Below are 23,745 nucleotides of genomic sequence, written 5' to 3'. Positions count from 1 at the left end.
TAGGCCGCGGTGGTGTCGTTCAGCTCGGCGGCGGAACCTTCCTGGGCGCGGATGCAGCCGGCGAAGTAGCGGAAGTGGTCGGCGGCCAGCGGCACGTCGGCATTCAGGGTCTCACGGACCGCCTTGCCGTTGTCCCAGGTCTCGGCTACGGCCAGCAGTTCCAGGTTCTGTTCGATGCGGTCGGCGATCTTCAGCAGGATGTTGGAACGCTCCTGCACCGAGGTGCGACCCCAGGCATCGGCCGCAGCATGGGCGGCGTCCAGGGCCAGCTCGATGTCCTCGGCACTGGAACGCGGGAATTCGCCAATCAGAGAACCATCGACCGGGCTAGTGTTGGAGAAGTAGACGCCATTCACCGGCGCCACGAACTCACCGTTGATGTAGTTGCCATAGCGGGCTTTGAGCTGCAGCAGGGAACCCGGCTGGCTCGGATTTGCGTAGATCATCGTGTATTCCTCTGAGAGTTGTTATTGACCGATACACGTCGCTGCCAGGAGACCGGGGAAAGGCCATCCTCCGGCAGAGTGCGAAATGACGGATATTCAGGCGGCAATCTTTCGCACTGCCGAAGCGGAGTTTATGGAGGGAGACGGCAGTTCTCTTATCAAGGAATGGCAGGACCCGCGCCGTGACTATCAAGAATCGGCAAGGCATGCCCCGCACGCGCCCGCGGCGCTTGCAAAGACATTTTCTGTTACCAATGATTGCTATCCACGAGGAGTGGTCCCAAGCTGGAGTGGAAGAGCAAAACCGCTGAACGCCGCGCGAAATGCGGCTTCCGGGCGACTTAGGCAGTCCCGCACGCATTGCGCGCCGGGCGCAAGCCGGAACTGATAGTCTGGCGGCCCCAAGCCCTGGAAGCGGAAAGGTTCGTCATGGGCAGCACGACAAGAACCCCCCCCCCTGCCCTGGTACGCCGCAGACGCCTGGAGAAACGATCATCGAGACAGGCCCGGCAAACCACCAGCACCGTCTGGAAGACCTTTATCTGCCGATAGACCAAGAACAAGCGCGACGGGCCAGCCGGCTCATCGCACCCTATCCGGCAGAGATTCGGGTCAGGCGTGACCCACCCCGGAGGCGTGATCCCGGGCCGGATAATAAGAACGAGGTCATTTCGAATGGCCGGTGAGACAGCCGATGAACACTACAAACAACTCTTTGTTGCCTGGTGGATTGCAAGCACCGCTTGCCGCATCCTTCACCCATCTCGAAACCAACGACGTATTCCAGCAAGCCTGGTCCCTGCCGAAGTGGAACCAGGACTACCTGCAGATCACCAAGGGCAATTTCCAAGGCCGGCTCAGCGACATCTCCCTGGGGCCGATCCAGCTCTTCCGTGAAACCATGGACAAGGCCGTCGACCAGCGCGGCCAACCCTGGCCGAACAGCATGGCCTTCGGCATTCCCATCCACATCGAGGGCGATGGTTACTGGTGCGGTGATCGCATCGAGCCGCATTCGGCGTTCTTCCTCAAGCCCAACTCCGAACTCAAGTTCAAGACGCCGCTGTTCTCGGACATCTACGTGGCGGTCATCGATCACGAGTTGATGTGCAACTACGCCGATACCATCGAAGAGGTCGACATCGAACACCTGTGCACGGTGAGCGGCGCGGAACGCACCTCGCCGCAACTGTGGAATGCCCTGCGCACCAGCTTTATGCGCGCCTTCGAAGGAATCAGCAACAACCCGGCGGCGATCAACGACGCCAACGCCGTGCAGGCCCTGCGCGAGGATATCCTGCAGACCCTGTTCGGCGGCCTCGCCGCCCTGGACAAGGTGAAGCCCCATGGCACAGGGCAGTTCGTCCATCGGCACATCGTCGAGAAGGCCCGCGAATACATCCTCTCGCGACGCAGTAACCCGCCCTCGGTGCTGGAGATCTGCCAGGAGCTGCGCATCAGCCGTCGCACCCTGCACTACGCCTTCCAAAAGGTGCTGAACATCAACCCGGTGACCTTCCTGCGCTATCTACGCCTGCATGGGGCACGCCACGAACTGCTCACCAGCCCGCCCGGCACACTGATGATCAGTGAAATCGCCGCCCACTGGGGCTTCTGGCACCTCGGAATGTTCAGCTCCTACTACAAGGATCTGTTCGGAGAAACGCCCTCCGCCACCGCTCGGCGCGCCATTTCGCACTGATCGAACGGAATGCCTCCCGTGGCCCTGTTCCACGGGAGAGTTCCACCCCGTTTTCACGAACGCTGGCGAAGACGAGGCTCTGGCTCATATGAGCCTCCCCAAGGCGTACCGGCAGCACATCCACAGCAGCAACCCGCTGGAGCGGCTGAACGCCGAGAGCAAGAGGTGCTCCGACATGGCGGCCATCTTCCCCGACGATGCGGACATCGTCCGGCCGGTCGGGGCAATGCTGCCGGAATGGAACGACGAATGGCGTCTGCAACGGCGCTACATGCCGCTTGAGGGGCTGCAATCGCTCAAGTGACGATCAATCTGCTCGGCTGTCCGCTGTGATCACCGAGTCCCCCGTGGACTCGATTGCTAGAGCCGCGGGCAGTCACACCACTCCCCGGGACGCATGCCCCGGGCTTGCGCTCGACCAGGCGCTCCCCGAAACGCAACAGTCCGCCGAGGCTGCGGAACTTCAATTCGATCTGCTCGATGCTCACCCCGTCACTCAGGGCGGGAATGCGCACCTGGAGTTTCTCCAGCCCCCCCGACCATCGAACGAAGAAGTAATGCTCGGGTAACTGATGTTCATGAACGGCGACAGCTACGTGATCGCATCGTTCATCACGGCCCCTCCCGACCACCACGGCGACAACTTGATGAGCACGGCAATGGCCAGGATGGAAAGCAGCTCTCCACTTCAGAGTCTTCGACAGGCATGCATCCCTGCCGACAGTAGTAGTTACTTTCGATGACAAAGTGCGAACACTATCAGGTATCAGGGTGGATACCGGCCAGCCATGAATCACCCTGCGTTACCGGAAATCTCTGCTACAAAGTAAAGGGATGTTTGAGTGTACGGACGAACGAACTGTATGCTTTTTGTACAGAGTCGCTTCTACTTGCCTAAGAAACACTCAATCAGTTGAAAAAAAGCGGCGCGTCCTGCGCTCTGTCGGTTTACTTACGAAAAGTAACAGGTAATATGTAGGCCGGCTAATTCCTCGGTCCCGAGGAGTTGCTTTTATGGAATATCCACCTTAAGGGGAACACGATGAACAACGTTCTGAAATTCTCTGCTCTGGCTCTGGCTGCCGTTCTGGCCACTGGTTGCAGCAGCACCTCCAAAGAAACCGAAGCTCGTCTGACCGCTACCGAAGACGCAGCTGCCCGCGCCCAGGCTCGTGCTGACGAAGCCTACCGCAAGGCTGACGAAGCTCTGGCCGCCGCTCAGCGCGCTCAGCAGACCGCTGACGAAGCCAACGAGCGCGCCCTGCGCATGCTGGAAAAAGCCAGCCGCAAGTAATAGTCCTTCGTGGCTATATAAGCCGACCCGGTTCCGGGTCGGCTTTTTATTGGCCGCAAGTTTCCGGAAACGGCGGACAATAAAAAACCCGCCAGCACTGACGCACCGACGGGTCTTTTCAGACCTCTTGCCGATCAGTAAACAGCCGGCGCCTCGCTGCTGGTCGCCACTGCGGCCGAGTCATCGCTCGGCTCGGCGATCACTACCGGCAGGCCATCCTCGGCAGCCACCACCTCGCGCACCCGGTCCCAGTCGAGACGCAGCGCGGGCGTCAGGCGATCGTTCTTGAGCATGGCGTTGATGACCGTGGTGTGCTTGTCCACCACCGAGGGCTCGCCATGATCGTCGAGCGGCGCATGGGCCTCCAGATAGACCTTACCCTGGCTCAGGCCGAACTTGTACGGCTCGTTGATGATGCGCACCTTGGTGCCCACCGGCGCCATCCTGGCCAGCTCCAGCACGTTGTCGTTGAGCATGCGGAAGCAGCCGTGGCTGACGCGCATGCCGATGCCGAACTTCTTGTTGGAGCCGTGGATCAGGTAACCCGCCACGCCAAGATTGAACTTGAACGGACCGAGCGGGTTGTCCGGGCCGGGCGGTACCACGGTGGGCAGGTATTCACCCTCGGCGGCGTGCTCCTCGCGGATCGACTTCGGCGGGTACCAGGCCGGGTTGGGCGTCTTGGCGGTGATGGTGGTGGTGGCGATGGGCGACCCCCAGCCCTCGCGGCCGATCCCCAGCGGGTAGGTGTAGACCACATCCCGCCCCTTCGGGAAGTAGTACATGCGGTACTCGGCGAGGTTGATGACGATACCCTCGCGCGGCCCGGGCGGCAGGATGTAGCGGGTCGGCAGGATGATCTCGGTGCCTTCGCCAGGCAGCCAGGGGTCCACCCCGGGGTTGGCGGCGACCATTTCCAGATAGCCGATATGGTGGGCGGTACCGAGGTCGGCGAAGGTATCTTCATACCTTGCCTTGATCACCTGCACCTGGCCGACGATGTCCTCACCGGGCGGCGGCAACGGCAGCTCGAGGGCTGCGGCGGAACCGGCCAGGCACGCAGAGGCGAGGGATAGCGATCGAACGACCGCGGAAAATCGCGAAAGCATCCGGAAATCCTTGAGAATTGACGACTGAAATACTGGGAATTGTACCCGAGGGCAGGTCGCTCAGAAACCCGGCCAGTCGGGCCGTTCGCCGTTTTTCCTGGCCTGCAGGACCGCCTTGCAGGCCGGACAGAGGCGCCTGTCGCGCAGAGTCTCCCGCTCGAGGCTCGACCAGTGCGGCATGGCCGGCAGCAGCCCGCCGCAGAGGGTGCGGTCGGCATGCCCACCCAGCTCTAGCTGGCGCGCCACCAGGTGCAGGCGCACTTCACGGCAGGCGAACAGATCCAGCTGTTCATCCGGCACTATCACTTGGAAGGCATGCAAAGACCAGACGGGACGCGACATCCGAGGGTTTCCTGGGCGGGGCGGCCGCCACATTAGCGGAAAGCCGGGGGACGGGAAAGCGCCCAGGCGACGATTATCGGAGCAGCGGCTCGAGGGCCGACCAGGCATGCTCCAGCAGCAGCGGCTGGGCATCGGCGGTCGGATGGATGCCGTCGGGCTGCATCATTCCCGGCACGCCGCCGACGCCTTCCATGAAGAAAGGTACCAGCGCCACGCCCTTCTCCTCGGCGAGATCGCTGAAGACCGCCTCGAAGGCGCGGGTGTAGCGCTCACCGTAGTTGGGGGGCAGACGCATGCCCAGCAGCAGCACCTGCGCCCCGCGGGAGCGGGCCGAATCGATCATGCGGGCAAGATTCTGTTGCAATTGCGCCGGCGGCAGGCCGCGCAGGCCATCGTTGCCGCCCAGCTCGATAATCACCACCTCGGGCCGGTGCGCGTCGAGCAGCGCGGGCAGGCGGGCAAGACCACCGGCGCTGGTGTCGCCGCTGATAGAGGCATTCACCACCTGGTAGTCGCGGTCCCGCTCGGCCAGGCGCTTTTCCAGCAGGGCGACCCACCCTTGGGCGGTATCCAGACCGAAAGCGGCACTGATACTATCCCCGACCACCAGCACGGTGCCGGCCAGTACCCCCTGGCTCCACACCAACAACGCCAAGGCACCGCTCAACCACCAGCTACGCATTGGATTCTCCATGAGCGAGAGCATTCTGAGTGCGCGGAACCTTAGCAAAGTGGTCTCAGGCGCGGAAGGCGACCTGACCATCCTCCACCCCCTTTCCCTGGACCTGCAGCGCGGCGACAGTCTGGCCATCGTCGGCACCTCCGGCTCCGGCAAGTCCACCCTGCTCGGCCTGCTGGCCGGTCTCGACCAGCCGACCTCCGGCGAGATCAGTCTGGCCGGCCACGAGCTGACCCAGCTGGACGAGGACCAGCGCGCCCGGGTGCGTGCCGAGCACGTCGGCTTCGTATTCCAGTCCTTCCAGCTGCTCGACAACCTCAACGCCCTGGAGAACGTCATGCTACCGCTGGAGCTGGAGGGTCGCAGCGACGCCCGCCTGCGCGCTCTGGAGCTGCTGCGCCGGGTCGGTCTGGAAGCCCGGCTCGGCCATTCGCCGCGCCAGCTGTCCGGTGGCGAGCAGCAACGAGTGGCCATCGCCCGAGCCTTCGCCGCCGAGCCGGACATCCTGTTCGCCGACGAGCCCACCGGCAACCTCGACACCCGCACCGGAGAACACATCAGCGATCTGCTCTTCGAGCTCAACCAGGAGCGCAGCACCACCCTGGTGCTGGTCACCCACGACGAACGACTGGCGCATCGCTGCCGACGGCTGGTCCGTCTGGAAGCCGGGCACTTGGTCGAACAAGTGGAGCCCTAATGGACGGCCTGCCCTTCTCCCGCCTGCTCGGGCTGGCCTTGCGCCAGTTGCTGCGCGATGCCCGCTCCGGCGAGCTGCGGGTACTGTTCTTCGCCCTGCTGATCGCCGTGGCCGTGAGCACCGCCATCGGCTACTTCGGCGCCCGCCTGAATGCCGCCATGCTGCTACGCGCCACCGAGTTCCTCGGCGCCGACCTGGTGCTCGACGGCAGCTCGCCGGCCAGTGCCGAGCAGATCGAGGCGGGACGACGCCTCGGTCTGGAACATGCCCGGGTGGTGGAATTCTCCAGCGTGATCGCCACCGACGAAGGCATTCAGCTGGCCAGCATCAAGGCAGCCAGCGACGGCTATCCGCTGCGCGGCGAGCTGAAGAGCGCCGCGGCGCCCTATCGGGCGGAGACTGCCGGCGGCGCCCCGCGTCCGGGCGAGGCCTGGGCCGAGGCGCGCCTGTTCAGCGCGCTGAACCTACAGCCGGGCGACCGTATCGACGTGGGCCGTACCAGTCTGCGGCTGACCCGCGTGCTCACCTACGAACCGGACCGCGGCGGCGACTTCTACAGCCTCAATCCGCACGTACTGATGCACCTCGACGATCTGGAGGCCACCGGCATCGTCCAGCCCGGCAGCCGGGTACGCTACCGCGAGCTCTGGCGCGGCAAGCCGGAGGCGCTGGAGGCCTACCGGCAGGCCGTCCGCTCGGGGCTGGCGCCCAATCAGCGCATCGAGGATGCCCGTCACGGCAACCTCCAGGTCGGCGGCGCCCTGGGCCGTGCCGAGCGCTACCTGAACCTCGCCAGCCTGGCCGCGGTACTGCTTTCCGGGGTAGCCGTGGCCCTGTCCGCCGCGCGCTTCGCCACCCGGCGCTACGATGCCAGCGCCCTGCTGCGCTGCCTGGGCCTTTCACGCCGCGAGACGCTCGGTCTGTTCGCCCTGCAGCTGGCCCTGCTCGGTAGCGTGGCCTGCCTGGCCGGTGCCCTGCTCGGCTGGCTGGGCCAACACGGTCTGTTCCATCTGCTGGATGAGCTGCTGCCACCGGTGGTACCGGGCGGCGGCCTGATCCCGGCGCTGGCCGGAATCGCCACCGGGCTGGTGGCCCTGGTCGGCTTCGCCCTGCCACCGCTGGCCGCCCTGGGGCGCGTGCCGCCACTGCGGGTGCTGCGCAGCGACCTGCTGCCCACGCCGCCGAGCATCTGGTTGGTCTACGGCGCGGCACTCCTCGCTCTGGGGCTGATCATGTGGCGGCTGAGCCTAGACCTTAGGCTGACTCTCTCTCTGCTCGGCGGCGGGCTGATCGCCACTCTGCTGCTCGGCGGCCTGCTACTGCTCGGTCTGCGGGGGCTGCGCCACCTGCTGGCGCGCGCTGCCCTGCCCTGGCGCCTGGGGCTCGGCCAGCTGCTGCGCCATCCGCTGGCCGCGGCCGGGCAGGTCCTGGCCTTCGGCCTGATCCTTCTGGCCATGGCGCTGATCAGCCTGCTGCGCGGCGAGCTGCTGGACACCTGGCAGTCCCAGTTGCCGGAAAACGCGCCCAATCACTTCGCCCTCAACGTGCTGCCCGCCGACCAGGAGGCCTTCGCCGCGCGCCTGGCCGAGCTGTCGCCCAATGCCTCGCCACTCTATCCGGTGGTGCCGGGCCGCCTGGTGGCCATCAACGACGAGCCTGTCGACCAGCGGGTCAGCAAGGATGACCGCGACAGCGAGGGCCGGCGTGCCACCCGCCGGGATCTCAGCCTCACCTGGTCGGCGGAGCTGCCAGCCGGCAACCGGCTGGTCGCCGGCCAGTGGTGGGATGCCCTGCCGGATGACCAGGACTCCGCTCTGCCGGGCGTTTCGGTGGAGGCCGACGTGGCGGCCAGCCTGGGCCTGAAGCTGGGCGACCGGCTCGCTTTCAACGTCGGCGGCATCCAGCGCGAGGCCCGGGTGACCAGCCTGCGCGAGGTGAAGTGGGACAACTTCCAGCCGAACTTCTACATGGTTTTCCAGCCGGGCACCCTGGGCGGCCTGCCGGTGACCTACCTGGGCAGCTTCTATCTGCCGGCGGGCCAGGACCGTCAGTTGGTGGAGCTGGCCCGCGCCTTCCCGGCGGTAACCCTGCTGCAGGTGGAGGCCCTGCTCGCCCAGCTGCGCAGCATCCTCACCCAGGTGACCCTGGCGGTGGAGTACGTGCTGCTGTTGGTCCTCGCCGCCGGACTTACCGTGCTGTTCGCCGGCCTGCAGGCGACCCTCGACGAGCGCATCCGCCAGGGTGCCCTGCTGCGGGCCCTGGGCGCCCGCCGCGAGCTGCTGCAGCAGGCCCGTCGCATCGAATTCAGCCTGCTCGGCGCCTGCAGTGGACTGCTCGCGGCGCTGGGCTGCGAGCTGGTCAGCTTCCTGCTCTACCGCTACGCCTTCGAGCTGCCCTGGCGGCCCCATCCCTGGCTGCTGCTTCTGCCGCTGGCCGGCGCCCTGATGGTCGGCGTGGCCGGTCTGCTGGGCACTCGCCGTGCCCTGCAGACCAGCCCGCTGGCCGTGCTGCGCGAGGGCTAAGGCCTGGTAAAATCAGGTTTTTTCACCGCCACCGTCGAACCATGAGTCGCTATCGTCCACCCCGCAGTGCAGGAACCCCGTTGATCACGCCGGAAGGCGAGGCGCGGCTGCGCGCCGAACTCCACGAACTCTGGCACGTGCGCCGTCCCCAGGTGACCCAGGCGGTCAGCGAGGCGGCGGCGCAAGGCGACCGCTCGGAGAATGCCGAGTACACCTACGGCAAGAAGATGCTGCGCGAGATCGACAGCCGCGTGCGCTTCCTCACCAAGCGTCTGGAGGCCCTCAAGGTAGTCCGCGAACGCCCGGCGGACACCAGCAAGGTGTACTTCGGTGCCTGGGTGACCATCGAGGACGAGGACGGCGAGCAGTCGCGTTACCGCATCGTCGGGCCGGACGAGCTGGACCTCAAGCAGAACCTGATCAGCATCGACTCGCCGCTGGCCCGCGCCCTGGTAGGCAAGTCCCTGGACGCGGAAGTTCGCGTGCGCACGCCTACCGGCGACAAGCTCTGCTACATCGTCGACATCCAATACCCCTGAGAGCGCCGCTCAGCCGCCGCGGCGCTTCAGGGTGTCGGAGGGCAACTCGCCGAACTGCAGCCGGTAGCTTTCCGCGAAGCGCCCCAAGTGCAGGAAGCCGTAGTCCAGGGCCAGCTCGGTGACGTTGCGCACCGGGCAGCTGGGATCGCTCAGGCAGACGCGGATGCGCTCCAGCTTCTTCTGGCGGATGTAGTGCTTCGGCGTGGTGCCCAGCCGGCGCTCGAACAGCCCGTAGAGTGAGCGCAGGCTCATGCTCGCCTGGCGGGCCAGGCTCTCCGGGGAGATGTCCTGCTTCAGGTTGGCCTCGATGTATTCGAGGATCCGCTCGAAGCTGGCCGCCTGGCTACTCAGCCGTTCGCGACAGACATTGGTCTTCAGCAGGGTCAGCAGCTTGCTGCCGAGGATCTGCGCGAAGTGCTCCTGCACCTTGGGCAGCTGCAGGTCGCCGGCCTCGTTGCAGACCATGCTGACCAGGTTGCTGAAACCCTCCAGGTCCACCAGTCGGTAGCGCTTCTCCATGAAGCGCACCCCCTCGCTGGGACGCTGCCAGCGCTGATCGTCGCAGATGGACTCCAGCAGGCTCACCGGCAGCTTGAGGATGAACTTCTCGCAATCCTCCGAATAGGTGAGGTCCACCGGATCGTCGGGGTTGATCAGCAGGAGATCCCCGGGGACGAAATAGTGCTCCTGCCTGTGGTCGCGCCACAGGCAGTGTCCCCTAAGAAGGATCTGCAGGTGGAAGATGCTTTCCAGCGCCGGGGAGATGACCCGCACGCTGCCGCCGTAGCTGATCCGGCACAGGTCCAGGCTGGCGAACTGGCGATGGTTGAGGCTGGCCCGGGGCGAACCGGTGGCGGGCAGGCGGATGCAGTGGGAGCCGACGTGGCGGTTCACATAGTCGGACACCGCATAGGGGTCGGCGCGCTCGAAGACGCTACTGCGCTCGGTCAGCAGGCGACTTAGCATGGCAAGGCAACTCTTGTAGTTGTTATGCTTTCTACATCAGGCGAAGCCTGCCGAAAGGACCGGCTCCACGGCTAATCAGAGTCGATTCTCAGGCGGCCAGCTCTCCGACAGGGCCACGCCTGACCAGCGGTCAGGGGCACAGGCTCGCCGATGGCCCAGCCTCCCCGCCCACAGGCAGTCAGCGGGACTTGCGCGCACACTACGAAGCCCTCCGGGCAAGGTCAACTCGCCCGGGGCACTCTTCGTTCGCTAATCGAACGGCCAGCAATCAGCCAAGCCGGGAAACTCAGGCGAACAGCCGGCTGCTCAGCTCCCGGCTGGCTTCCAGCAGCGCCGGCAGGAAGCGGGTTTCCAGCTCGTGGCGGCTGACCCGGCTGACGTGGGTGCCGACGTTCAGCGCGGCGAGTACCTGTCCGGCGGCATCGCGCACCGGCACGGCCAGCGAGCGCAGGCCGATCTCTAGTTCCTGGTCGATGATCACCCAGCCCTGGCGGCGGATCTCCTCGATGCTGGCGCGCAACCCTTCCGGGGTGTGCACGGTGCGGCTGGTCTTCACCTGCAGGTCGGCCTGGGCCAGGTATTCCTCGAAGGCGGTGTCGTCCAGGCCAGCGAGCAGGATGCGGCCCATGGAGGTGCAGTAGGCCGGCAGGCGGCTGCCCACGCTGAGGTCCACCGAGATGAGCCGCTGCGGCGTGGCGGAACGGGCGATGTAGAGGATTTCGTCGCCCTCCAGGGTGGCCATGGAGCAGGCTTCGTGGAGCTGCTCGCTGAGCCGGTCGAGGATCGGCTGGGCGGTGACCGCCAGCGGCGTGGACGACAGGTAAGCGTGACCCAGGGTCAGTACCTTGGGCAGCAGCGAATAGGTCCGCCCGTCGGTGGTCACGTAGCCCAGCTTCATCAGGGTGTGCAGGCAGCGGCGCACGGCGGCGCGGGGAATCTCGGTACGGTGGCTGATCTGGGCGATGGTCAGGTGGCGCTTGCGCTCCTGGAAGGCGTGGATCACCGCCAGGCCACGGGCCAGCGAGGTCATGAAGTTGGGGTCGCCGGTGAAGGCTTCGATGCGCTTGGCAGGCGAGGCGATGATCGGCGGCGCAAGGGGCGCATGGCTGGTGCGTGATTCTTCGCTCATTGTTGTTTTGTCCTGTGACGGTCCAATGACGACCGATTATCGAACTGTCGTGCGGTAATCGCAATTACCGGCACGATTCATGCGCCGGCAGGCCAGGCAACGGCCCGGCCGGCACGTTCGGGATCCTTCAGTGCAGCAGGGCGAGGAAGGCGCTGATGGTCAGGAACGACAGCACGGTGCTGGCCACCAGGGCGGCGGCGCAGCGCCCTTCCAGGCCGAAGCGCTGGCCGATGATCGGGTAGATGCTCATCATCGGCGCGCAGGCGAAGAGCACCGCGGCCAGCCGCAGCTGCGGGTCCTCCACCGGGAACAGCTGCAGGCAGAGCAGCACCGCCAGCGGATGTAGCAGCAGCTTGCCGATACCGATCTGCGCGACGTCGGCGAACAGCCGGCCGACCTTGAGGCCGTAGAGATTGCCGCCGATCACGAATAGGGCCACCGGCGCCGAGGCCGAAGCGAGCATCTCCACCACCTTGCCCGGCACCGCAGGCAGGCGCAGGTCGAGCAGCGCCAGAGCCAGGCCCAGGCAGATGGCGATGATGATCGGGTTACGCAGCAGGCGGACAAACACCTCGCGCAGCGTGCGCCGCCAGCCGCCGCGCTGCTCGCCGGCTTCCGCCAAGGCGAGGGCCAGCGGCAGCATCAGCAGGTTCTCCACCACCATATTCATCGCCAGGCCCAGCGCGGAGACCGGGCCGAGCGCCATGGACACCAGCGGGTAGCCGATGAAGCCGGAGTTCGACATGGACATGCCCAGGCCGCTGAGAACGCTGCCGGTAAAGCTGTCGCGGCGCACACTGTGGGCGAACAGCAGGCCGGCGACGAACACCAGCAGCGAGGCCGCGCCGTAGACCAGCAGGTAATTGCGCTCGAACAGCTCGTGCAGCGGCCGCTCGGTCATCGCCCGGATGACCAGCGCCGGCAGCGCCAGGGTGATCACGAACTTGCCCATGCCGGCGATCTGCTCGCGGCTGACCAGGGCGAAGCGCGCACAGAGAAAACCGATGCCGATCAGCAGGAAGATCGGCGAGGTGATGCCAAGGATTTGCAACATGCGGGAAGGTCCGTTCAGGCGTTCAGCGGCACCGGACGCAGCTGCCGGAGACGGCTGCGGGTGCGGTTGAAGTCGATGTGGGCATCGGCCCGGCACAGCTCGTCGGGATCTGCCGTGCAGGCCAGGTGCAGGTGCACGCCGGCGTCGTAGGCGATGTCCACCAGGTTGAGGAAGCGCTGCCGGGCATCCACCGCCTCGCCGTGCAGCGGCGGCACACCGACCAGGGCGATATGCCGGTAGTGCTGGCAGAGCCAGAGGAAATCCCTGCTGGAGTGCGGCTTTCGACACAGCTCGGTGAACTCCAGGGCGATGCGCTCGCCCTCCTCGGCCAGCACCCGGAGCGGATGGTGGTTGATCCGCCGGACCTGCCCACGCAGGGCCTCGGCAGTCAGTCCAAGCTCGGTGTCCAGCCAGCGGCCCACCGAGCCGTCCTGCAGCGGCCAGGCATAGCTGCCCCAGGTTTCCGCCACCCCGGCACGCTCCCGGTAGTCCTCGCCGCCATCCAGCTCGAGCACCCGGAAGCGTTTTTCCAGCATCGCGATTGCCGGGCGAAAGCGCTCGCGGTACAGCGGGTTGGGACAGAGTCCGGCCGGCGGGTAGTTGGAGGTGCACACCAGGCTCACCCCCTCCTCCACCAGCACCGCCAGCAGGCGGCCGAGCAGCATGGCATCGCCGATGTCGTGAACGTGGAACTCGTCGAAGCACAGCAGGCGCGCCTCCCGGGCCACCTCGCGGGCCACCCGCACCAGCGGGTCGGACTGACCGCTGAGGGCGTTCATGCGCGCCTGGAGCTCCTGGAGAAAGGCGTGGAAGTGCACACGGCGCTTCGCCTGGACCGGAGCGGCAGCGAAGAAGGCATCCATCACGAAGCTCTTGCCGCGCCCCACCCCGCCCCACAGGTAGATGCCGGCCGGCGGGCGGCGCAGCCAGGAACGACGAAACCCCAGCCGGGCATCAAGCCAGTCGGCCAGGGTCTCGATGGCGCTTCCTTGCGCCGGATCGGCCCGGTAGCCCCGGGCCTCCAGCGCGTCCGCGAAGTGGCGGCGGATGCGCGCGCCGGGCAGTTCGGCGGGCGCCTCCGACGGGGGTGCCTTAGAAGTCAAAGAATACCGTTTCCCCTTCGCCCTGGATGCGGATGTCGAAGCGATAGGCGGGCTTGCCGTCGATCTCGCAACGCTTGGCCACCAGAGTCTGACGCCGCTCCACGTTCTCGATCAGGTTGAGTACCGGGTCCTTGGCGTTGGCCTCGGCCTCGTCCTCGAAGTAGATGCGGGTCTGCAGGTGGATGTTGATGCCACGGGCAAACAGCGACACGTTGATGTGCGGCGCCTGGGGCAGGCCGGCGGCGGTCTTCACCACGCCCGGCTTGATGGTGTGGATGGTCCACTCGCCGGCGTCGAAGGTGGTGGCGGTACGACCGAAGCAGTTGAACGGCTTGTCCAGGTTGTACTCTTCGTCGTAGACGCCTTCGTGGTTGGCCTGCCAAAACTCCAGGAAGGAGTCGCGCACCAGGTGGCCGTTGCCGTCGTAGACGTGGCCGACCAGGGTGATGTGCTCGCCGGGAGCTTCCGGCTTGGCCATCTGGTTCCAGATTTCCTGCTCACGAGTCGGGTTGCCGGCGGCAGCCAGGGCCAGGCCAATGTGGACGTAGGGGCCGGCGGTCTGCGAAGGGGTTTCCGGCAGCAGTTGTACGGGCATCTCGGATCTCCTCTCAGCGATTCTCGAAGTGGGTCTGGCGCTGGCCGCGCAGCACGATGTCGAAACGGTATGCCAGGCAGTCCATGGGGTTGGCGCCGCTCATGTCCAGCTTGGCGATCAGGGTCTGCACCGCCTCGGGGTTGGCGATGGTCTTGACGATCGGGCACAGCGGGATGAGCGGGTCACCCTCGAAGTACAGCTGGGTGATCAGACGGGTCGAGATCGACGGACCGCTGATGGAGAAGTGGATGTGCGACGGACGCCAGTCGTTCGGACCGTTGCGCCACGGGTACGGACCCGGCTTGATGGTGCGGAACATGTAGCGGCCTTCGCTGTCGGTCAGGGCACGGCCGACACCACCGAAGTTGGGATCCAGGGGAGCCAGGTAGCGGTCGTTCTTGTGGCGGTAGCGGCCGCCGGCGTTGGCCTGCCACATTTCCACCAGCGTGTGCGGAATCGGTTTGCCGTACTGGTCCATGACGCGGCCGGAAACGATGATGCGCTCGCCGACCGGCAGGCCGCCGTGGTTGAAGTTGAGCAGCAGGTCGTTGTCCAAGGGACCGAACTTCAGGTGCGAGAAATCCGGACCGCTGGTTTCCGAGATCGACTGCGGAATGCTCACCAGCGCCTGGCGCGGCGAACGGGCGACGGAAGTCTTGTAGTCAGGGGTGAAGGCCTTGGGGTGCCAGTTTCGATCGCGGATCGCGAAACGACGGTTGTCGGCGTCGTGCATATCAGGCTCCTGCTTTTTGGATTTGTCGGACTCGGCCCGGAGGCCGTCGGTGGCGCGCAGTGTGGTCCAGGAGCCGGCGGATGAAAATTGAAAAGACCGCCCCATCACATAACCAAATGGTTATGAATCAAGCCTTGGCAGCTAGCCAGGGCCCATTTCAGAGCGGCTGTAGGTCGTCGGCGAGGCTCTCCACCACCTCACGCAGGGCGTCGCAGAACCACTGACCGACCAGCGGCAGGGGCATGGCCACATTGGTGCAGATACCCACCGAGCCGCCCGGTTCCTGGATGCCCAAGTCCAGCTCCACCAGCTCGCCGCTGCCGACGCCCAGGCGCACCGCATCTCGCGGCGCTACCCAGACCGCCTCGCTGCGCGCCACGTAACGGCGGCTCAGAGCCGGCGACAGGGTTTCCAGGCGCTGCGCCGGCAGTGGGATGCCCCACTGCACGAAGAAGGCATCTGCGTACTTGCGGATGGTGGTGCCGGCCAGGGGCAGCACCAGGGGGTAGTCGGCCAGGCGGCCGAGGTCGTCCAGCGGCTCGGCGAGCAGCGGATGACCGGGGCGTACCACCAGGGTCATGGCCTCGCTGTACAGGTGCTCGAAGGCCAGGCCGTGGATCTCCGGGCTGTCGGTCATGCGCCCGACCACCAGGTCCAGCTCCCCCACCTTGAGCTGGGCCAGCAGGTGGGCGCTGGAGCCGGTGGCCACGCTGACCGTCACCGCGGCATGGCGGCGCTGCAGGCGCAGCACCGCCTCGGGCAGCAGCAGGCTCTCCACGGTGGACAGTGCGCCGACCCGCAGCAGGCCGCCCTGGGGATCGTGGTCGCGCAGCGTGTTGACCCCGTCGCGCAGCGACTGCACGCAGGGCCCGGCGTAGCGCAGGAAGGTGTCGCCGGCCGGGGTCAGGGTCACGCCGCTCTTGCTCCGCTCGAACAGCCGGGCACCGAGCAGTTCCTCCAGCTCGCCGATGGTCTTGGAGATCGCCGGCTGGCTGACCGCCACCCGGTCGGCCGCCTTGGCGAAGCTGCGCTGCCGAGCGACCTCGAGGAAGCACACCAGATGGCGGAACTTGATGCGGTTGTCGATGTTCATGCCGAGTAACCGAATGAGGCGATGCGACACTCTCGCACAGCCGATCCATAACCAAAAGCATCAGTTGCCTCCCCTGCCCCGTCCTCAGTTGCCGGGAAGGCACGGAGGCTAGAGGTTCTGGTATCGGTTCATGTCCAGCACTCCAGCCTCCACCGGCTCGGTTTCCCGGATATGCGCGGACAGATCGTGGAAGTAGCGCCAGAACTCGGGGTGGCTGCGTCGGATGCCCCAGCGCTGCACCACCTGCTCGAAGGCCGCCGGGTCTCTGCCGGCCTGCTCCAGGGCCTGGACGAACTGCTCCACCTCCGCGGCACGCAGGTTGAACAGGAAGTTCGGGTAGCTGGTCAGCACCCCAGGATGCAGGGTCAGGCTGTCCAGCCCCGTCTGGTAGCGCAGCGCCTCGCCGAGCATGAAGGCCACGTTGCTGTGCATGCGGTTGCGCAGCAGGCTGTAGATCTCGCGCCGGCCATCGGCCAGCTCGATGCGCAGCAGGGTCGCCTCAGGCAATTGGCGGATCACCCCGAGCCCCGCCGCCGGGCGGCTGACCAACCGGCTCAGGGCCTGCTCGGCGGCCTGCAGCTCAGGCCCCACCGCCTTCCGATAGCAGGCGCCGTTGCGGCAGCGGTTGATCGGATCGGGCCGCGCGTTGATCGGCGCCAGGCGCGCCAGCAGCCCTTCGGCGAAGGCCTCCCGGGCCCCTTCGACAGGCAGCTCCAGGCCGCTCGGGGTATCGGCGTCGATGGCCTGGTAGTCCAGCCACATCTTCAGCTTGCCGCTGTTCTGATACCAGTCGTCCAGGTAGGACCGGCGCGAGGCCGCCGGCAACAGGCGGAGGAAGTTGACCTCGGCGCCGTTGCGGATCAGGTCGAAGTACAGACGGGTCTGGGCCTGATGGGAGACGTTGCCGAACACGTCGAAGTTGACCACCAGTTGGTAGTAGGTTCGCTCGAACAGCGGGTAGTCCATCAGCCATAGGGTCTGCGGGATGGCGCCGATAAGCCCCTTGCGCACCGAGGCGCTGTCGTGCTGGCGGAACACGGTGAGCAGCGCGTTGTCGTTGCCGCTCCAGAGGTGCGACCAATCGGGCCGCGGCGCACGGGCGTAGGCAGCCTGGCGCAGCCGCTCGTAGGCGTTGCGCTTGTCCCGGTAGCTCGTCCACAGGCCCGGCAGGTCGCCGATCTCGTCGAACTGTCCGGGCATGGCCAAGAGCGGCGTGGCCTTGGCACGGTACTCGGCATCGCTGAGGTAGAGGTCGTGGCTCGGGTCCTGGAACAGCGTCCAGAAGTGGTCGCGGATCACGTCGGTGGCGATCTGCCCGCGACACACCGGACCGCGGATGAAGGTGCGTACGAAGTATTCGGCATTGTCCAGCATGAACTGGTAGCGCGCCCCGACGGGGATCGCCTGGAAGGTCTCGAAGGGGTTGGCGCGGCGCTGGGCGCCATATCCGGGCACGGCATCCACCGTCCAGTCCGTTGCATAGAACAGCTCGCGTACCCGAGCGAGCTTCTTCGCGCTCAGCGGATAGGTGATATGGGTCTTGTGGACGATCACCCCCTGGATCGGCCACAGCCGGTAGTAGAACTCCGTGCCCGGGTCCTCGTTGGGCCGCCGGGTGGCGATGGGGTCGATGGGCTGGCCACTCGGCGTGCGCGAGCGCACCAGCTGGAAAAAGTGTCCAGGCTCACCACCCTCGAAGTACAGGTGGGCGAGGAACAGGTGCTCGTACAGCCAGCGGCTGACCAGGCTCTCGCGGGCCCCGGGGGCATTGAGGAAGGCCTCCCACTCGGCCAGTTGCCGGCGCTCCATGGCGGAAAGCAGCAGAGCCTGTTCGTCCACCGGTGCGCCCTGCGCCAGCCAGCGCCGCAGGGTCCGGTACTCGGCATCGCTCAGCCCGCTGACCGCGAAGGGCATGCCGGCGTGGGCGAACTTCCTGGCGTAAGCGTCGAACTCCTCGGGCAGCGGACACTGGTTGTCGCGGTTGATGGACAGATCCAGCTCCTCCGGCATCCGGGCGTTGGGCTGCGGCGGATTGGTCCGGCCCAGCTCCAGCATGCGTGCCAGCAGGGCGGCCTGGCCGTCGAGCACCGAGAAGAAGCCCTTGCGCCGCCAGGCCTGCTCGCCCTGGGCGTCGAAGTACAGGCGGGTAGTGTCCTGCGCCCTGGTACGGCTGCCGTTGTACACCGGCAGCTTGCTGGCGCCGCGCCGCACGCCCTCGCCACTGCCTAGGTTGAGCTGGCAGGGCGCGTCGTAGCAGGCGTGGCAGACCACGCACTTCTCGGTAAGGATCGGCTGGATGTCCCGGCTGTAGGAGATCTCTTGCGCCAGGGTCATGATGGGCAGCGACAGCAGGGGTATGGCGGCGAGCGCACGCAGCGACATGGAGGGCTCCAAAAGGTCGAACTGACGGCAGTCTAGCGGCCCATGTGCCTGCTGGACGAGCCGAACCGCCGACGGAACATGAGCAAAATTCATGAGCCTGCCAGCAAGGCTCGGAGCGACTAGGGTTTTGTTATCATCCCGGCCCTTTTTCTGGCATTCCCTCAGGTAGCTTTTCCCATGTCCGATCGCGCCGCCCGCCTCCATGCTCTCCAGCAAGCCCTCCAGGAACGCATCCTGATTCTCGACGGCGGCATGGGCACCATGATCCAGAGCTACGGGCTGGAGGAAGCCGACTACCGCGGCACGCGCTTCGCCGACTGGCCGCGCGACCTCAAGGGCAACAACGACCTGCTGCTGCTCACCAGGCCCGAGGTGATCGCCGAGATCGAGCGCGCCTACCTGGATGCCGGCGCCGACATCCTGGAAACCAACACCTTCAACGCCACCCGGGTGTCCCAGGCCGACTACGGCATGGAAGAGCTGGTCTACGAGCTGAACCGCGAAGGCGCCCGCCTGGCCCGCCAGGTGGCCGACGCCAAGAGCGCCGAGACGCCGGACAGGCCGCGTTTCGTCGCCGGCGTGCTCGGTCCCACCAGCCGCACCTGCTCGATTTCCCCGGACGTCAACAACCCGGGCTTTCGCAACATCACCTTCGACGAACTGGTGGCCAACTACACCGAGGCGACCCGCGGCCTGATCGAAGGCGGCGCCGACCTGATCCTGATCGAGACCATCTTCGACACCCTGAACGCCAAAGCGGCGATCTTCGCCGTGCAGCAGGTGTTCGAGGAGGATGGCGTCGAGCTGCCGATCATGATCTCCGGGACCATCACCGACGCCTCCGGACGCACCCTCTCCGGGCAGACCACCGAGGCGTTCTGGAACTCGGTGCGCCATGCCAGGCCGATCTCCGTGGGCCTCAACTGCGCCCTGGGCGCCAAGGACCTGCGCCCCTACCTGGCCGAACTGGCCGCCAAGGCCGATACCCACGTCTCTGCCCACCCCAACGCCGGCCTGCCCAACGCCTTCGGCGAGTACGACGAGACGCCGGCGCAGATGGCCGAGGTGGTCGCGGAATTCGCCGCCTCCGGCCTGCTCAACATCGTCGGCGGCTGCTGCGGCACCACCCCGGCGCACATCCGGGCAATCGCCGAGGCGGTGGCCAAGTATCCGCCACGGGCCATCCCGGAAATCCCCCGCGCCTGCCGGCTGTCCGGTCTGGAGCCCTTCACCATCGACCGCAACTCGCTGTTCGTGAACGTCGGCGAGCGCACCAACATCACCGGCAGCGCCAAGTTCGCCCGGCTGATCCGCGAGGAGAACTACGCCGAGGCCCTGGACGTGGCCCGCCAGCAGGTGGAAGCCGGCGCCCAGGTAATCGACATCAACATGGACGAAGGGATGCTCGACTCCAAGGCGGCCATGGTCACCTTCCTCAACCTGATCGCCTCCGAACCGGACATCTCCCGGGTGCCGATCATGATCGACTCCTCCAAGTGGGAGGTGATCGAGGCGGGCCTGAAATGCATCCAGGGCAAGGGCATCGTCAACTCGATCTCCCTGAAGGAAGGCGAGGACGCCTTCAAGCACCACGCTCGGCTGTGCAAGCGCTACGGCGCCGCCGTGGTGGTGATGGCCTTCGACGAGGCCGGCCAGGCCGACACCGCCGCGCGCAAGAAGGAAATCTGCAAGCGCAGCTACGACATTCTGGTCAACGAAGTGGGCTTCCCGCCGGAAGACATCATCTTCGACCCCAACATCTTCGCCGTCGCGACGGGTATCGAGGAGCACAACAACTACGCGGTGGACTTCATCGAAGCCTGCGCCTACATCCGCGACGAGCTGCCCTACGCGCTCTCCTCCGGCGGCGTGTCCAACGTGTCCTTCTCGTTCCGCGGCAACAACCCGGTGCGCGAGGCGATCCACTCGGTATTCCTCTACCACGCCATCCGCGCCGGTCTGACCATGGGCATCGTCAACGCCGGCCAGCTGGCGATCTACGACGAGATTCCCGCCGAGCTGCGCGACAAGGTCGAGGACGTGGTGCTCAATCGCCACCCCGGCGCCACCGAGGCGCTGCTGGCCATCGCCGACCAGTACAAGGGCGACGGCGCCGCCAAGGAAGTGGAGAACGAGGAATGGCGCTCGCTGCCGGTGGAGAAGCGTCTGGAGCATGCGCTGGTCAAGGGCATCACCACCTGGATTGTCGAGGACACCGAGGAAGCCCGCCTGAAGTACGCGCGGCCCATCGAGGTGATCGAAGGCCCGCTGATGGCCGGCATGAACGTGGTGGGCGACCTGTTCGGCGCCGGCAAGATGTTCCTTCCCCAGGTGGTCAAGTCCGCCCGGGTGATGAAGCAGGCGGTGGCCCACCTGATCCCCTTCATCGAGGCGGAGAAAGGCGACAAGCCGGAAGCCAAGGGCAAGATCCTGATGGCGACCGTCAAGGGCGACGTGCACGACATCGGCAAGAACATCGTCGGCGTGGTGCTAGGCTGCAACGGTTACGACGTGGTCGACCTCGGGGTGATGGTCCCCGCCGAGAAGATCCTGCAGACCGCCCGCGAGGAGAAGTGCGACATCATCGGCCTGTCCGGGCTGATCACCCCGTCGCTGGACGAGATGGTCCACGTCGCCCGGGAGATGCAGCGCCAGGGCTTCGATATCCCGCTGATGATCGGCGGCGCCACCACCTCCAAGGCGCACACCGCGGTGAAGATTGAGCCGCAGTACAGCAACGATGCGGTGGTCTACGTCACCGACGCCTCCCGCGCCGTGGGCGTGGCCACTTCCCTGCTCTCCAAGGAGCTCAAGGCCGAGTTCGTGCAGAAGACCCGCGAGGACTACGCTCTGGTCCGCGAGCGCACCGCCGCGCGCAGCTCGCGCACCGAGCGGCTGTCCTACGCCGACGCCCTGGCCAACAAGCCGCAGTTCGACTGGGCCGTCTACCAGCCGCCGAAGCCCAGCTTCACCGGAGTGCAGGTGCTGGAAGACATCGACCTGCGCACCCTGGTCGACTACATCGACTGGACGCCCTTCTTCATCGCCTGGGACCTGGCCGGCAAGTACCCGCGCATCCTCGAGGACGAGGTAGTGGGCGAGGCGGCCCGCTCCCTGTTCAAGGACGCCCAGGCCATGCTGGACAGGCTGATCGACGGCAGGCTGATCCGCGCCCGCGCGGTGCTCGGCTTCTGGCCGGCCAACCAGATCAACCACGACGACATCGAGGTGCGCGACGAGCACGGCAAGGTGCTCGCCATCCTGCACCACCTGCGCCAGCAGACCATCAAGCCGGACGGCAAGCCCAACCTGTCCCTGGCCGACTTCGTGGCGCCCAAGGAGTCGGGCCTCACCGACTACGTGGGCGGCTTCATCACCACCGCCGGCATCGGCGCCGAGGAGCTGGCCAAGGACTACGAGGCCAAGGGCGACGACTACAGCGCCATCATGGTCAAGGCCCTGGCCGACCGCCTGGCCGAGGCCTGCGCCGAGTGGCTGCACGAGCGGGTGCGCAAGGAATACTGGGGCTACGCGCCGGACGAACAGCTGGATAACGAGGCGCTGATCAAGGAGCAGTACAAGGGCATCCGCCCGGCTCCCGGCTACCCGGCCTGCCCGGACCACACCGAGAAGGGCACCCTGTTCCGCCTGCTCGACCCGCAGGGCGCCAGCGGCGTGAGCCTCACCGAGCACTACGCCATGCTGCCCACCGCGGCGGTCTCCGGCTGGTACTTCGCCCATCCCGAGGCGCAGTACTTCGCCGTCGGCAAGATCGACCGCGACCAGGTGGAAAGCTACTCGAAGCGCAAGGGCCAGGATGTGGCGGTCAGCGAGCGCTGGCTGGCGCCAAACCTGGGCTACGAGGCCTGAGAGCGACGCGAGGAAGCGATGCCACCCGCCATCACCTCCCTGTTCCAGGCCGCGACCGGCAATGTCGGGGGCGAGGAGTTCGACATCCTGCTGCAGACTCCGAAGCTGCGCCTGGAACGCATCCTCTCCCACGGCCATGCCAGCCCGCCAGGATTCTGGTACGACCAGGCCGAGGCCGAATGGGTGGCGCTGCTGCGCGGCGCGGCCGAACTGGAGTTCGAGGACGGTCTGCTGCCGCTCAAGGCCGGCGATGCCCTGCTGATCCCCGCCCACTGCCGGCACCGGGTGGCCAGCTGCTCCGCCGACGCGCTCTGGCTCGCCCTGCACGTCACCGACGAGGCAACCTCCTGATCCCGGCGGCCGGGCGCCCTTCCCCCTGCGCCCCGCAGCCGTGGTAGCATCCGCGCCCCATGCGAATCCCAGACATCTACCAACGCCTCGCCGAGCTCGGCGCCAAGCCCCTGCACAGCCGGCGGATCATCCGCGCCTGGCTGAACGGCCTGCCGCTGGATGCCGGCAACCGCAACCAGCCCAGCGAACTGTTCCTGCCGCTGTCCGTGCGCCAGGCTCTGCCGACGCTGACCGAAGAGCTGGAGAATCTCGCCCGCCTGCGTTCCGAGCATCCGGGCGCCGACGGCTCGGCGCGCCTCCTGGTAGAGCTGGCTGACAAGCAGATGGTGGAAAGCGTGCTGCTGCCGCGCGACGGCCTCTGCGTGTCCACCCAGGTGGGCTGCGCGGTGGGCTGCGTATTCTGCATGACCGGCAAGAGCGGCCTGCTGCGCCAGGTCGGCAGCGCCGAGATCGTCGCCCAGGTCGCCCTCGCCCGCCGCTTCCGCCACGTCAAGAAGGTGGTGTTCATGGGCATGGGCGAGCCGGCCCACAACCTCGACAACGTACTCGAAGCCATCGACCTGCTGGGCAGCGAAGGTGGCATCGGTCACAAGAACCTGGTGTTCTCCACCGTGGGCGACCTGCGCGTCTTCGAGCGCCTGCCCCAGCAACGGGTCAAGCCGGCCCTGGCCCTGTCGCTGCACAGCAGCCGCGCCGAGCTGCGCGCCCAGCTGCTGCCCAAGGCGCCGAGGATCACCCCGGAGGAACTGGTCGAGCTGGGCGAGCAGTACGCACGCCGGGTCGGCTACCCCATCCAGTACCAGTGGACGCTGCTCAAGGGCATCAACGACAGCCAGGAGGAATTGGACGGCATCCTGCGCCTGCTCAAGGGCAAGTACGCGGTGATGAACCTGATCCCCTACAACAGCCTGGAAGTGGACGACTACCAGCGCCCGGACGGCGAGCGGATCGTCGAGATGGTCCGCTACCTGCACGGCCGCGGAGTGCTGACCAAGGTACGCAACTCCGCCGGTCAGGACGTCGAAGGCGGCTGCGGCCAACTGCGCGCCCGAGCGGTGGACGTGATCAACACCCGGCGACTGCGCAGAAGCCAGCAGAATTGAACGAAGCGGCTAAGCTGATGGCAACGGGAGGTAGCC

At 66.4% G+C, this 23,745-nt stretch carries 20 protein-coding genes and 1 pseudogene; 9 read left to right on the top strand and 12 right to left on the bottom strand.

What is annotated here, in order from left to right; translation table 11 throughout:
• A partial coding sequence (locus H165_RS18695; RefSeq protein WP_040640668.1) for an aldehyde dehydrogenase family protein occupies positions 1-446 on the bottom strand: 446 nt, incomplete at its 3' end.
• 730 nt (positions 447-1,176) lie between these two features.
• Here H165_RS18695 and H165_RS0116220 point away from each other — a divergent pair.
• The 3 genes and pseudogenes from H165_RS0116220 to oprI all read left to right on the top strand — a co-directional run bounded on the left by H165_RS0116220 (position 1,177) and on the right by oprI (position 3,442).
• Positions 1,177-2,148 (top strand): helix-turn-helix domain-containing protein, encoded by a 972-nt coding sequence (locus H165_RS0116220; protein ID WP_017939995.1) that lies wholly within the window; start codon positions 1,177-1,179, stop codon positions 2,146-2,148.
• A 67-nt stretch (positions 2,149-2,215) separates the two neighbouring features.
• Positions 2,216-2,717, top strand: a pseudogene (locus H165_RS20005) (transposase); the annotation flags it as partial.
• Positions 2,718-3,190: 473 nt separating this feature from the next.
• Positions 3,191-3,442: an outer membrane lipoprotei OprI gene (oprI, locus tag H165_RS0116205; RefSeq protein WP_017939993.1), complete on the top strand. Its 252-nt coding sequence runs from the start codon at positions 3,191-3,193 to the stop codon at positions 3,440-3,442.
• A 134-nt stretch (positions 3,443-3,576) separates the two neighbouring features.
• Here oprI and H165_RS0116200 read toward each other — a convergent pair whose 3' ends face one another.
• The 3 genes from H165_RS0116200 to H165_RS0116190 form a co-directional block, all read right to left on the bottom strand.
• Positions 3,577-4,551: a L,D-transpeptidase family protein gene (locus tag H165_RS0116200; protein ID WP_026146681.1), complete on the bottom strand. Its 975-nt coding sequence runs from the start codon at positions 4,549-4,551 to the stop codon at positions 3,577-3,579.
• Between the two features lie 60 nt (positions 4,552-4,611).
• A complete protein-coding gene (locus tag H165_RS0116195) occupies positions 4,612-4,893 on the bottom strand; it encodes a hypothetical protein (RefSeq protein WP_017939991.1) in 282 nt (93 codons plus the stop codon).
• Positions 4,894-4,966: 73 nt separating this feature from the next.
• Complete coding sequence (locus H165_RS0116190) at positions 4,967-5,575, bottom strand: arylesterase (protein ID WP_017939990.1); 609 nt, start codon at positions 5,573-5,575, stop codon at positions 4,967-4,969.
• A 10-nt stretch (positions 5,576-5,585) separates the two neighbouring features.
• Here H165_RS0116190 and H165_RS0116185 point away from each other — a divergent pair, with 10 nt between their 5' ends.
• Genes H165_RS0116185 through greB form a run of 3 tightly spaced genes read left to right on the top strand, consistent with a single transcriptional unit; the run spans position 5,586 to position 9,330 of the window.
• Entirely contained in the window at positions 5,586-6,269 is a 684-nt protein-coding gene (locus H165_RS0116185) for an ABC transporter ATP-binding protein (protein WP_017939989.1), read from the top strand.
• The gene (locus H165_RS0116180) at positions 6,269-8,791 is read left to right on the top strand and encodes an ABC transporter permease (protein WP_017939988.1); all 2,523 of its coding nucleotides are present in this window, start codon (positions 6,269-6,271) and stop codon (positions 8,789-8,791) included. Before H165_RS0116185 ends, H165_RS0116180 begins: the two co-directional genes overlap by 1 nt.
• A gap of 41 nt (positions 8,792-8,832) precedes the next feature.
• Complete coding sequence (gene greB / locus H165_RS0116175; RefSeq protein ID WP_026146680.1) at positions 8,833-9,330, top strand: transcription elongation factor GreB; 498 nt, start codon at positions 8,833-8,835, stop codon at positions 9,328-9,330.
• Positions 9,331-9,339: 9 nt separating this feature from the next.
• Here the strand turns inward: greB and H165_RS0116170 are convergent, their stop codons facing one another.
• The 8 genes from H165_RS0116170 to H165_RS0116135 all read right to left on the bottom strand — a co-directional run bounded on the left by H165_RS0116170 (position 9,340) and on the right by H165_RS0116135 (position 18,385).
• A complete protein-coding gene (locus H165_RS0116170; protein WP_017939986.1) occupies positions 9,340-10,296 on the bottom strand; it encodes an AraC family transcriptional regulator in 957 nt (318 codons plus the stop codon).
• A 286-nt stretch (positions 10,297-10,582) separates the two neighbouring features.
• The gene (locus H165_RS0116165) at positions 10,583-11,425 is read right to left on the bottom strand and encodes an IclR family transcriptional regulator (protein WP_017939985.1); all 843 of its coding nucleotides are present in this window, start codon (positions 11,423-11,425) and stop codon (positions 10,583-10,585) included.
• A gap of 127 nt (positions 11,426-11,552) precedes the next feature.
• A complete protein-coding gene (locus tag H165_RS0116160) occupies positions 11,553-12,479 on the bottom strand; it encodes an AEC family transporter (protein WP_017939984.1) in 927 nt (308 codons plus the stop codon).
• Between the two features lie 14 nt (positions 12,480-12,493).
• Entirely contained in the window at positions 12,494-13,582 is a 1,089-nt protein-coding gene (zapE, locus tag H165_RS0116155; protein ID WP_017939983.1) for a cell division protein ZapE, read from the bottom strand.
• Positions 13,572-14,177 (bottom strand): protocatechuate 3,4-dioxygenase subunit alpha, encoded by a 606-nt coding sequence (gene pcaG / locus H165_RS0116150; protein ID WP_017939982.1) that lies wholly within the window; start codon positions 14,175-14,177, stop codon positions 13,572-13,574. The genes zapE and pcaG overlap by 11 nt, the downstream gene beginning before the upstream one ends.
• A 13-nt stretch (positions 14,178-14,190) precedes the next feature.
• Positions 14,191-14,910, bottom strand: a complete 720-nt coding sequence (gene pcaH / locus H165_RS0116145) for a protocatechuate 3,4-dioxygenase subunit beta (protein WP_017939981.1) — start codon at positions 14,908-14,910, stop codon at positions 14,191-14,193.
• A 157-nt stretch (positions 14,911-15,067) separates the two neighbouring features.
• The gene (pcaQ, locus tag H165_RS0116140) at positions 15,068-16,003 is read right to left on the bottom strand and encodes a pca operon transcription factor PcaQ (RefSeq protein ID WP_017939980.1); all 936 of its coding nucleotides are present in this window, start codon (positions 16,001-16,003) and stop codon (positions 15,068-15,070) included.
• 108 nt (positions 16,004-16,111) lie between these two features.
• Positions 16,112-18,385 carry a fatty acid cis/trans isomerase gene (locus tag H165_RS0116135; RefSeq protein WP_017939979.1) on the bottom strand — a complete coding sequence of 758 codons (2,274 nt, stop codon included), beginning with the start codon at positions 18,383-18,385 and terminating at the stop codon, positions 16,112-16,114.
• Positions 18,386-18,562: 177 nt separating this feature from the next.
• On the opposite strand from H165_RS0116135, the gene metH reads away from it, so the two are divergent.
• The 3 genes from metH to H165_RS0116120 are packed head-to-tail and all read left to right on the top strand — an operon-like array spanning position 18,563 to position 23,709.
• A complete protein-coding gene (metH, locus tag H165_RS0116130; protein ID WP_017939978.1) occupies positions 18,563-22,255 on the top strand; it encodes a methionine synthase in 3,693 nt (1,230 codons plus the stop codon).
• An 18-nt stretch (positions 22,256-22,273) separates the two neighbouring features.
• Positions 22,274-22,606, top strand: coding sequence for a cupin domain-containing protein (locus tag H165_RS0116125; RefSeq protein ID WP_017939977.1), 333 nt, complete (start codon positions 22,274-22,276; stop codon positions 22,604-22,606).
• 59 nt (positions 22,607-22,665) lie between these two features.
• Positions 22,666-23,709, top strand: a complete 1,044-nt coding sequence (locus H165_RS0116120) for an RNA methyltransferase (protein ID WP_017939976.1) — start codon at positions 22,666-22,668, stop codon at positions 23,707-23,709.
• Positions 23,710-23,745: the final 36 nt, after the last annotated feature.

Source organism: Pseudomonas thermotolerans DSM 14292 (genome assembly GCF_000364625.1).
Lineage (GTDB): Bacteria > Pseudomonadota > Gammaproteobacteria > Pseudomonadales > Pseudomonadaceae > Aquipseudomonas > Aquipseudomonas thermotolerans.
The sequence above is the reverse complement of the archived record's forward strand: the minus strand, read 5'-3'. Positions and strand labels throughout refer to the sequence as shown.

Bases quoted from the DNA above. Each gene is read 5' to 3' on its own strand.
- H165_RS0116165 (WP_017939985.1), bottom strand. From the start codon at position 11,425: ATGAGCGAAGAATCACGCACCAGCCATGCGCCCCTTGCGCCGCCGATC.
- greB (WP_026146680.1), top strand. From the start codon at position 8,833: ATGAGTCGCTATCGTCCACCCCGCAGTGCAGGAACCCCGTTGATCACG.
- H165_RS0116125 (WP_017939977.1), top strand. From the start codon at position 22,274: ATGCCACCCGCCATCACCTCCCTGTTCCAGGCCGCGACCGGCAATGTC.
- H165_RS0116195 (WP_017939991.1), bottom strand. From the start codon at position 4,893: ATGTCGCGTCCCGTCTGGTCTTTGCATGCCTTCCAAGTGATAGTGCCG.
- H165_RS0116135 (WP_017939979.1), bottom strand. From the start codon at position 18,385: ATGTCGCTGCGTGCGCTCGCCGCCATACCCCTGCTGTCGCTGCCCATC.
- pcaG (WP_017939982.1), bottom strand. From the start codon at position 14,177: ATGCCCGTACAACTGCTGCCGGAAACCCCTTCGCAGACCGCCGGCCCC.
- pcaH (WP_017939981.1), bottom strand. From the start codon at position 14,910: ATGCACGACGCCGACAACCGTCGTTTCGCGATCCGCGATCGAAACTGG.
- H165_RS0116185 (WP_017939989.1), top strand. From the start codon at position 5,586: ATGAGCGAGAGCATTCTGAGTGCGCGGAACCTTAGCAAAGTGGTCTCA.
- H165_RS0116190 (WP_017939990.1), bottom strand. From the start codon at position 5,575: ATGCGTAGCTGGTGGTTGAGCGGTGCCTTGGCGTTGTTGGTGTGGAGC.
- H165_RS0116180 (WP_017939988.1), top strand. From the start codon at position 6,269: ATGGACGGCCTGCCCTTCTCCCGCCTGCTCGGGCTGGCCTTGCGCCAG.
- pcaQ (WP_017939980.1), bottom strand. From the start codon at position 16,003: ATGAACATCGACAACCGCATCAAGTTCCGCCATCTGGTGTGCTTCCTC.
- metH (WP_017939978.1), top strand. From the start codon at position 18,563: ATGTCCGATCGCGCCGCCCGCCTCCATGCTCTCCAGCAAGCCCTCCAG.
- oprI (WP_017939993.1), top strand. From the start codon at position 3,191: ATGAACAACGTTCTGAAATTCTCTGCTCTGGCTCTGGCTGCCGTTCTG.
- H165_RS0116120 (WP_017939976.1), top strand. From the start codon at position 22,666: ATGCGAATCCCAGACATCTACCAACGCCTCGCCGAGCTCGGCGCCAAG.
- H165_RS0116200 (WP_026146681.1), bottom strand. From the start codon at position 4,551: ATGCTTTCGCGATTTTCCGCGGTCGTTCGATCGCTATCCCTCGCCTCT.
- H165_RS0116160 (WP_017939984.1), bottom strand. From the start codon at position 12,479: ATGTTGCAAATCCTTGGCATCACCTCGCCGATCTTCCTGCTGATCGGC.
- H165_RS0116170 (WP_017939986.1), bottom strand. From the start codon at position 10,296: ATGCTAAGTCGCCTGCTGACCGAGCGCAGTAGCGTCTTCGAGCGCGCC.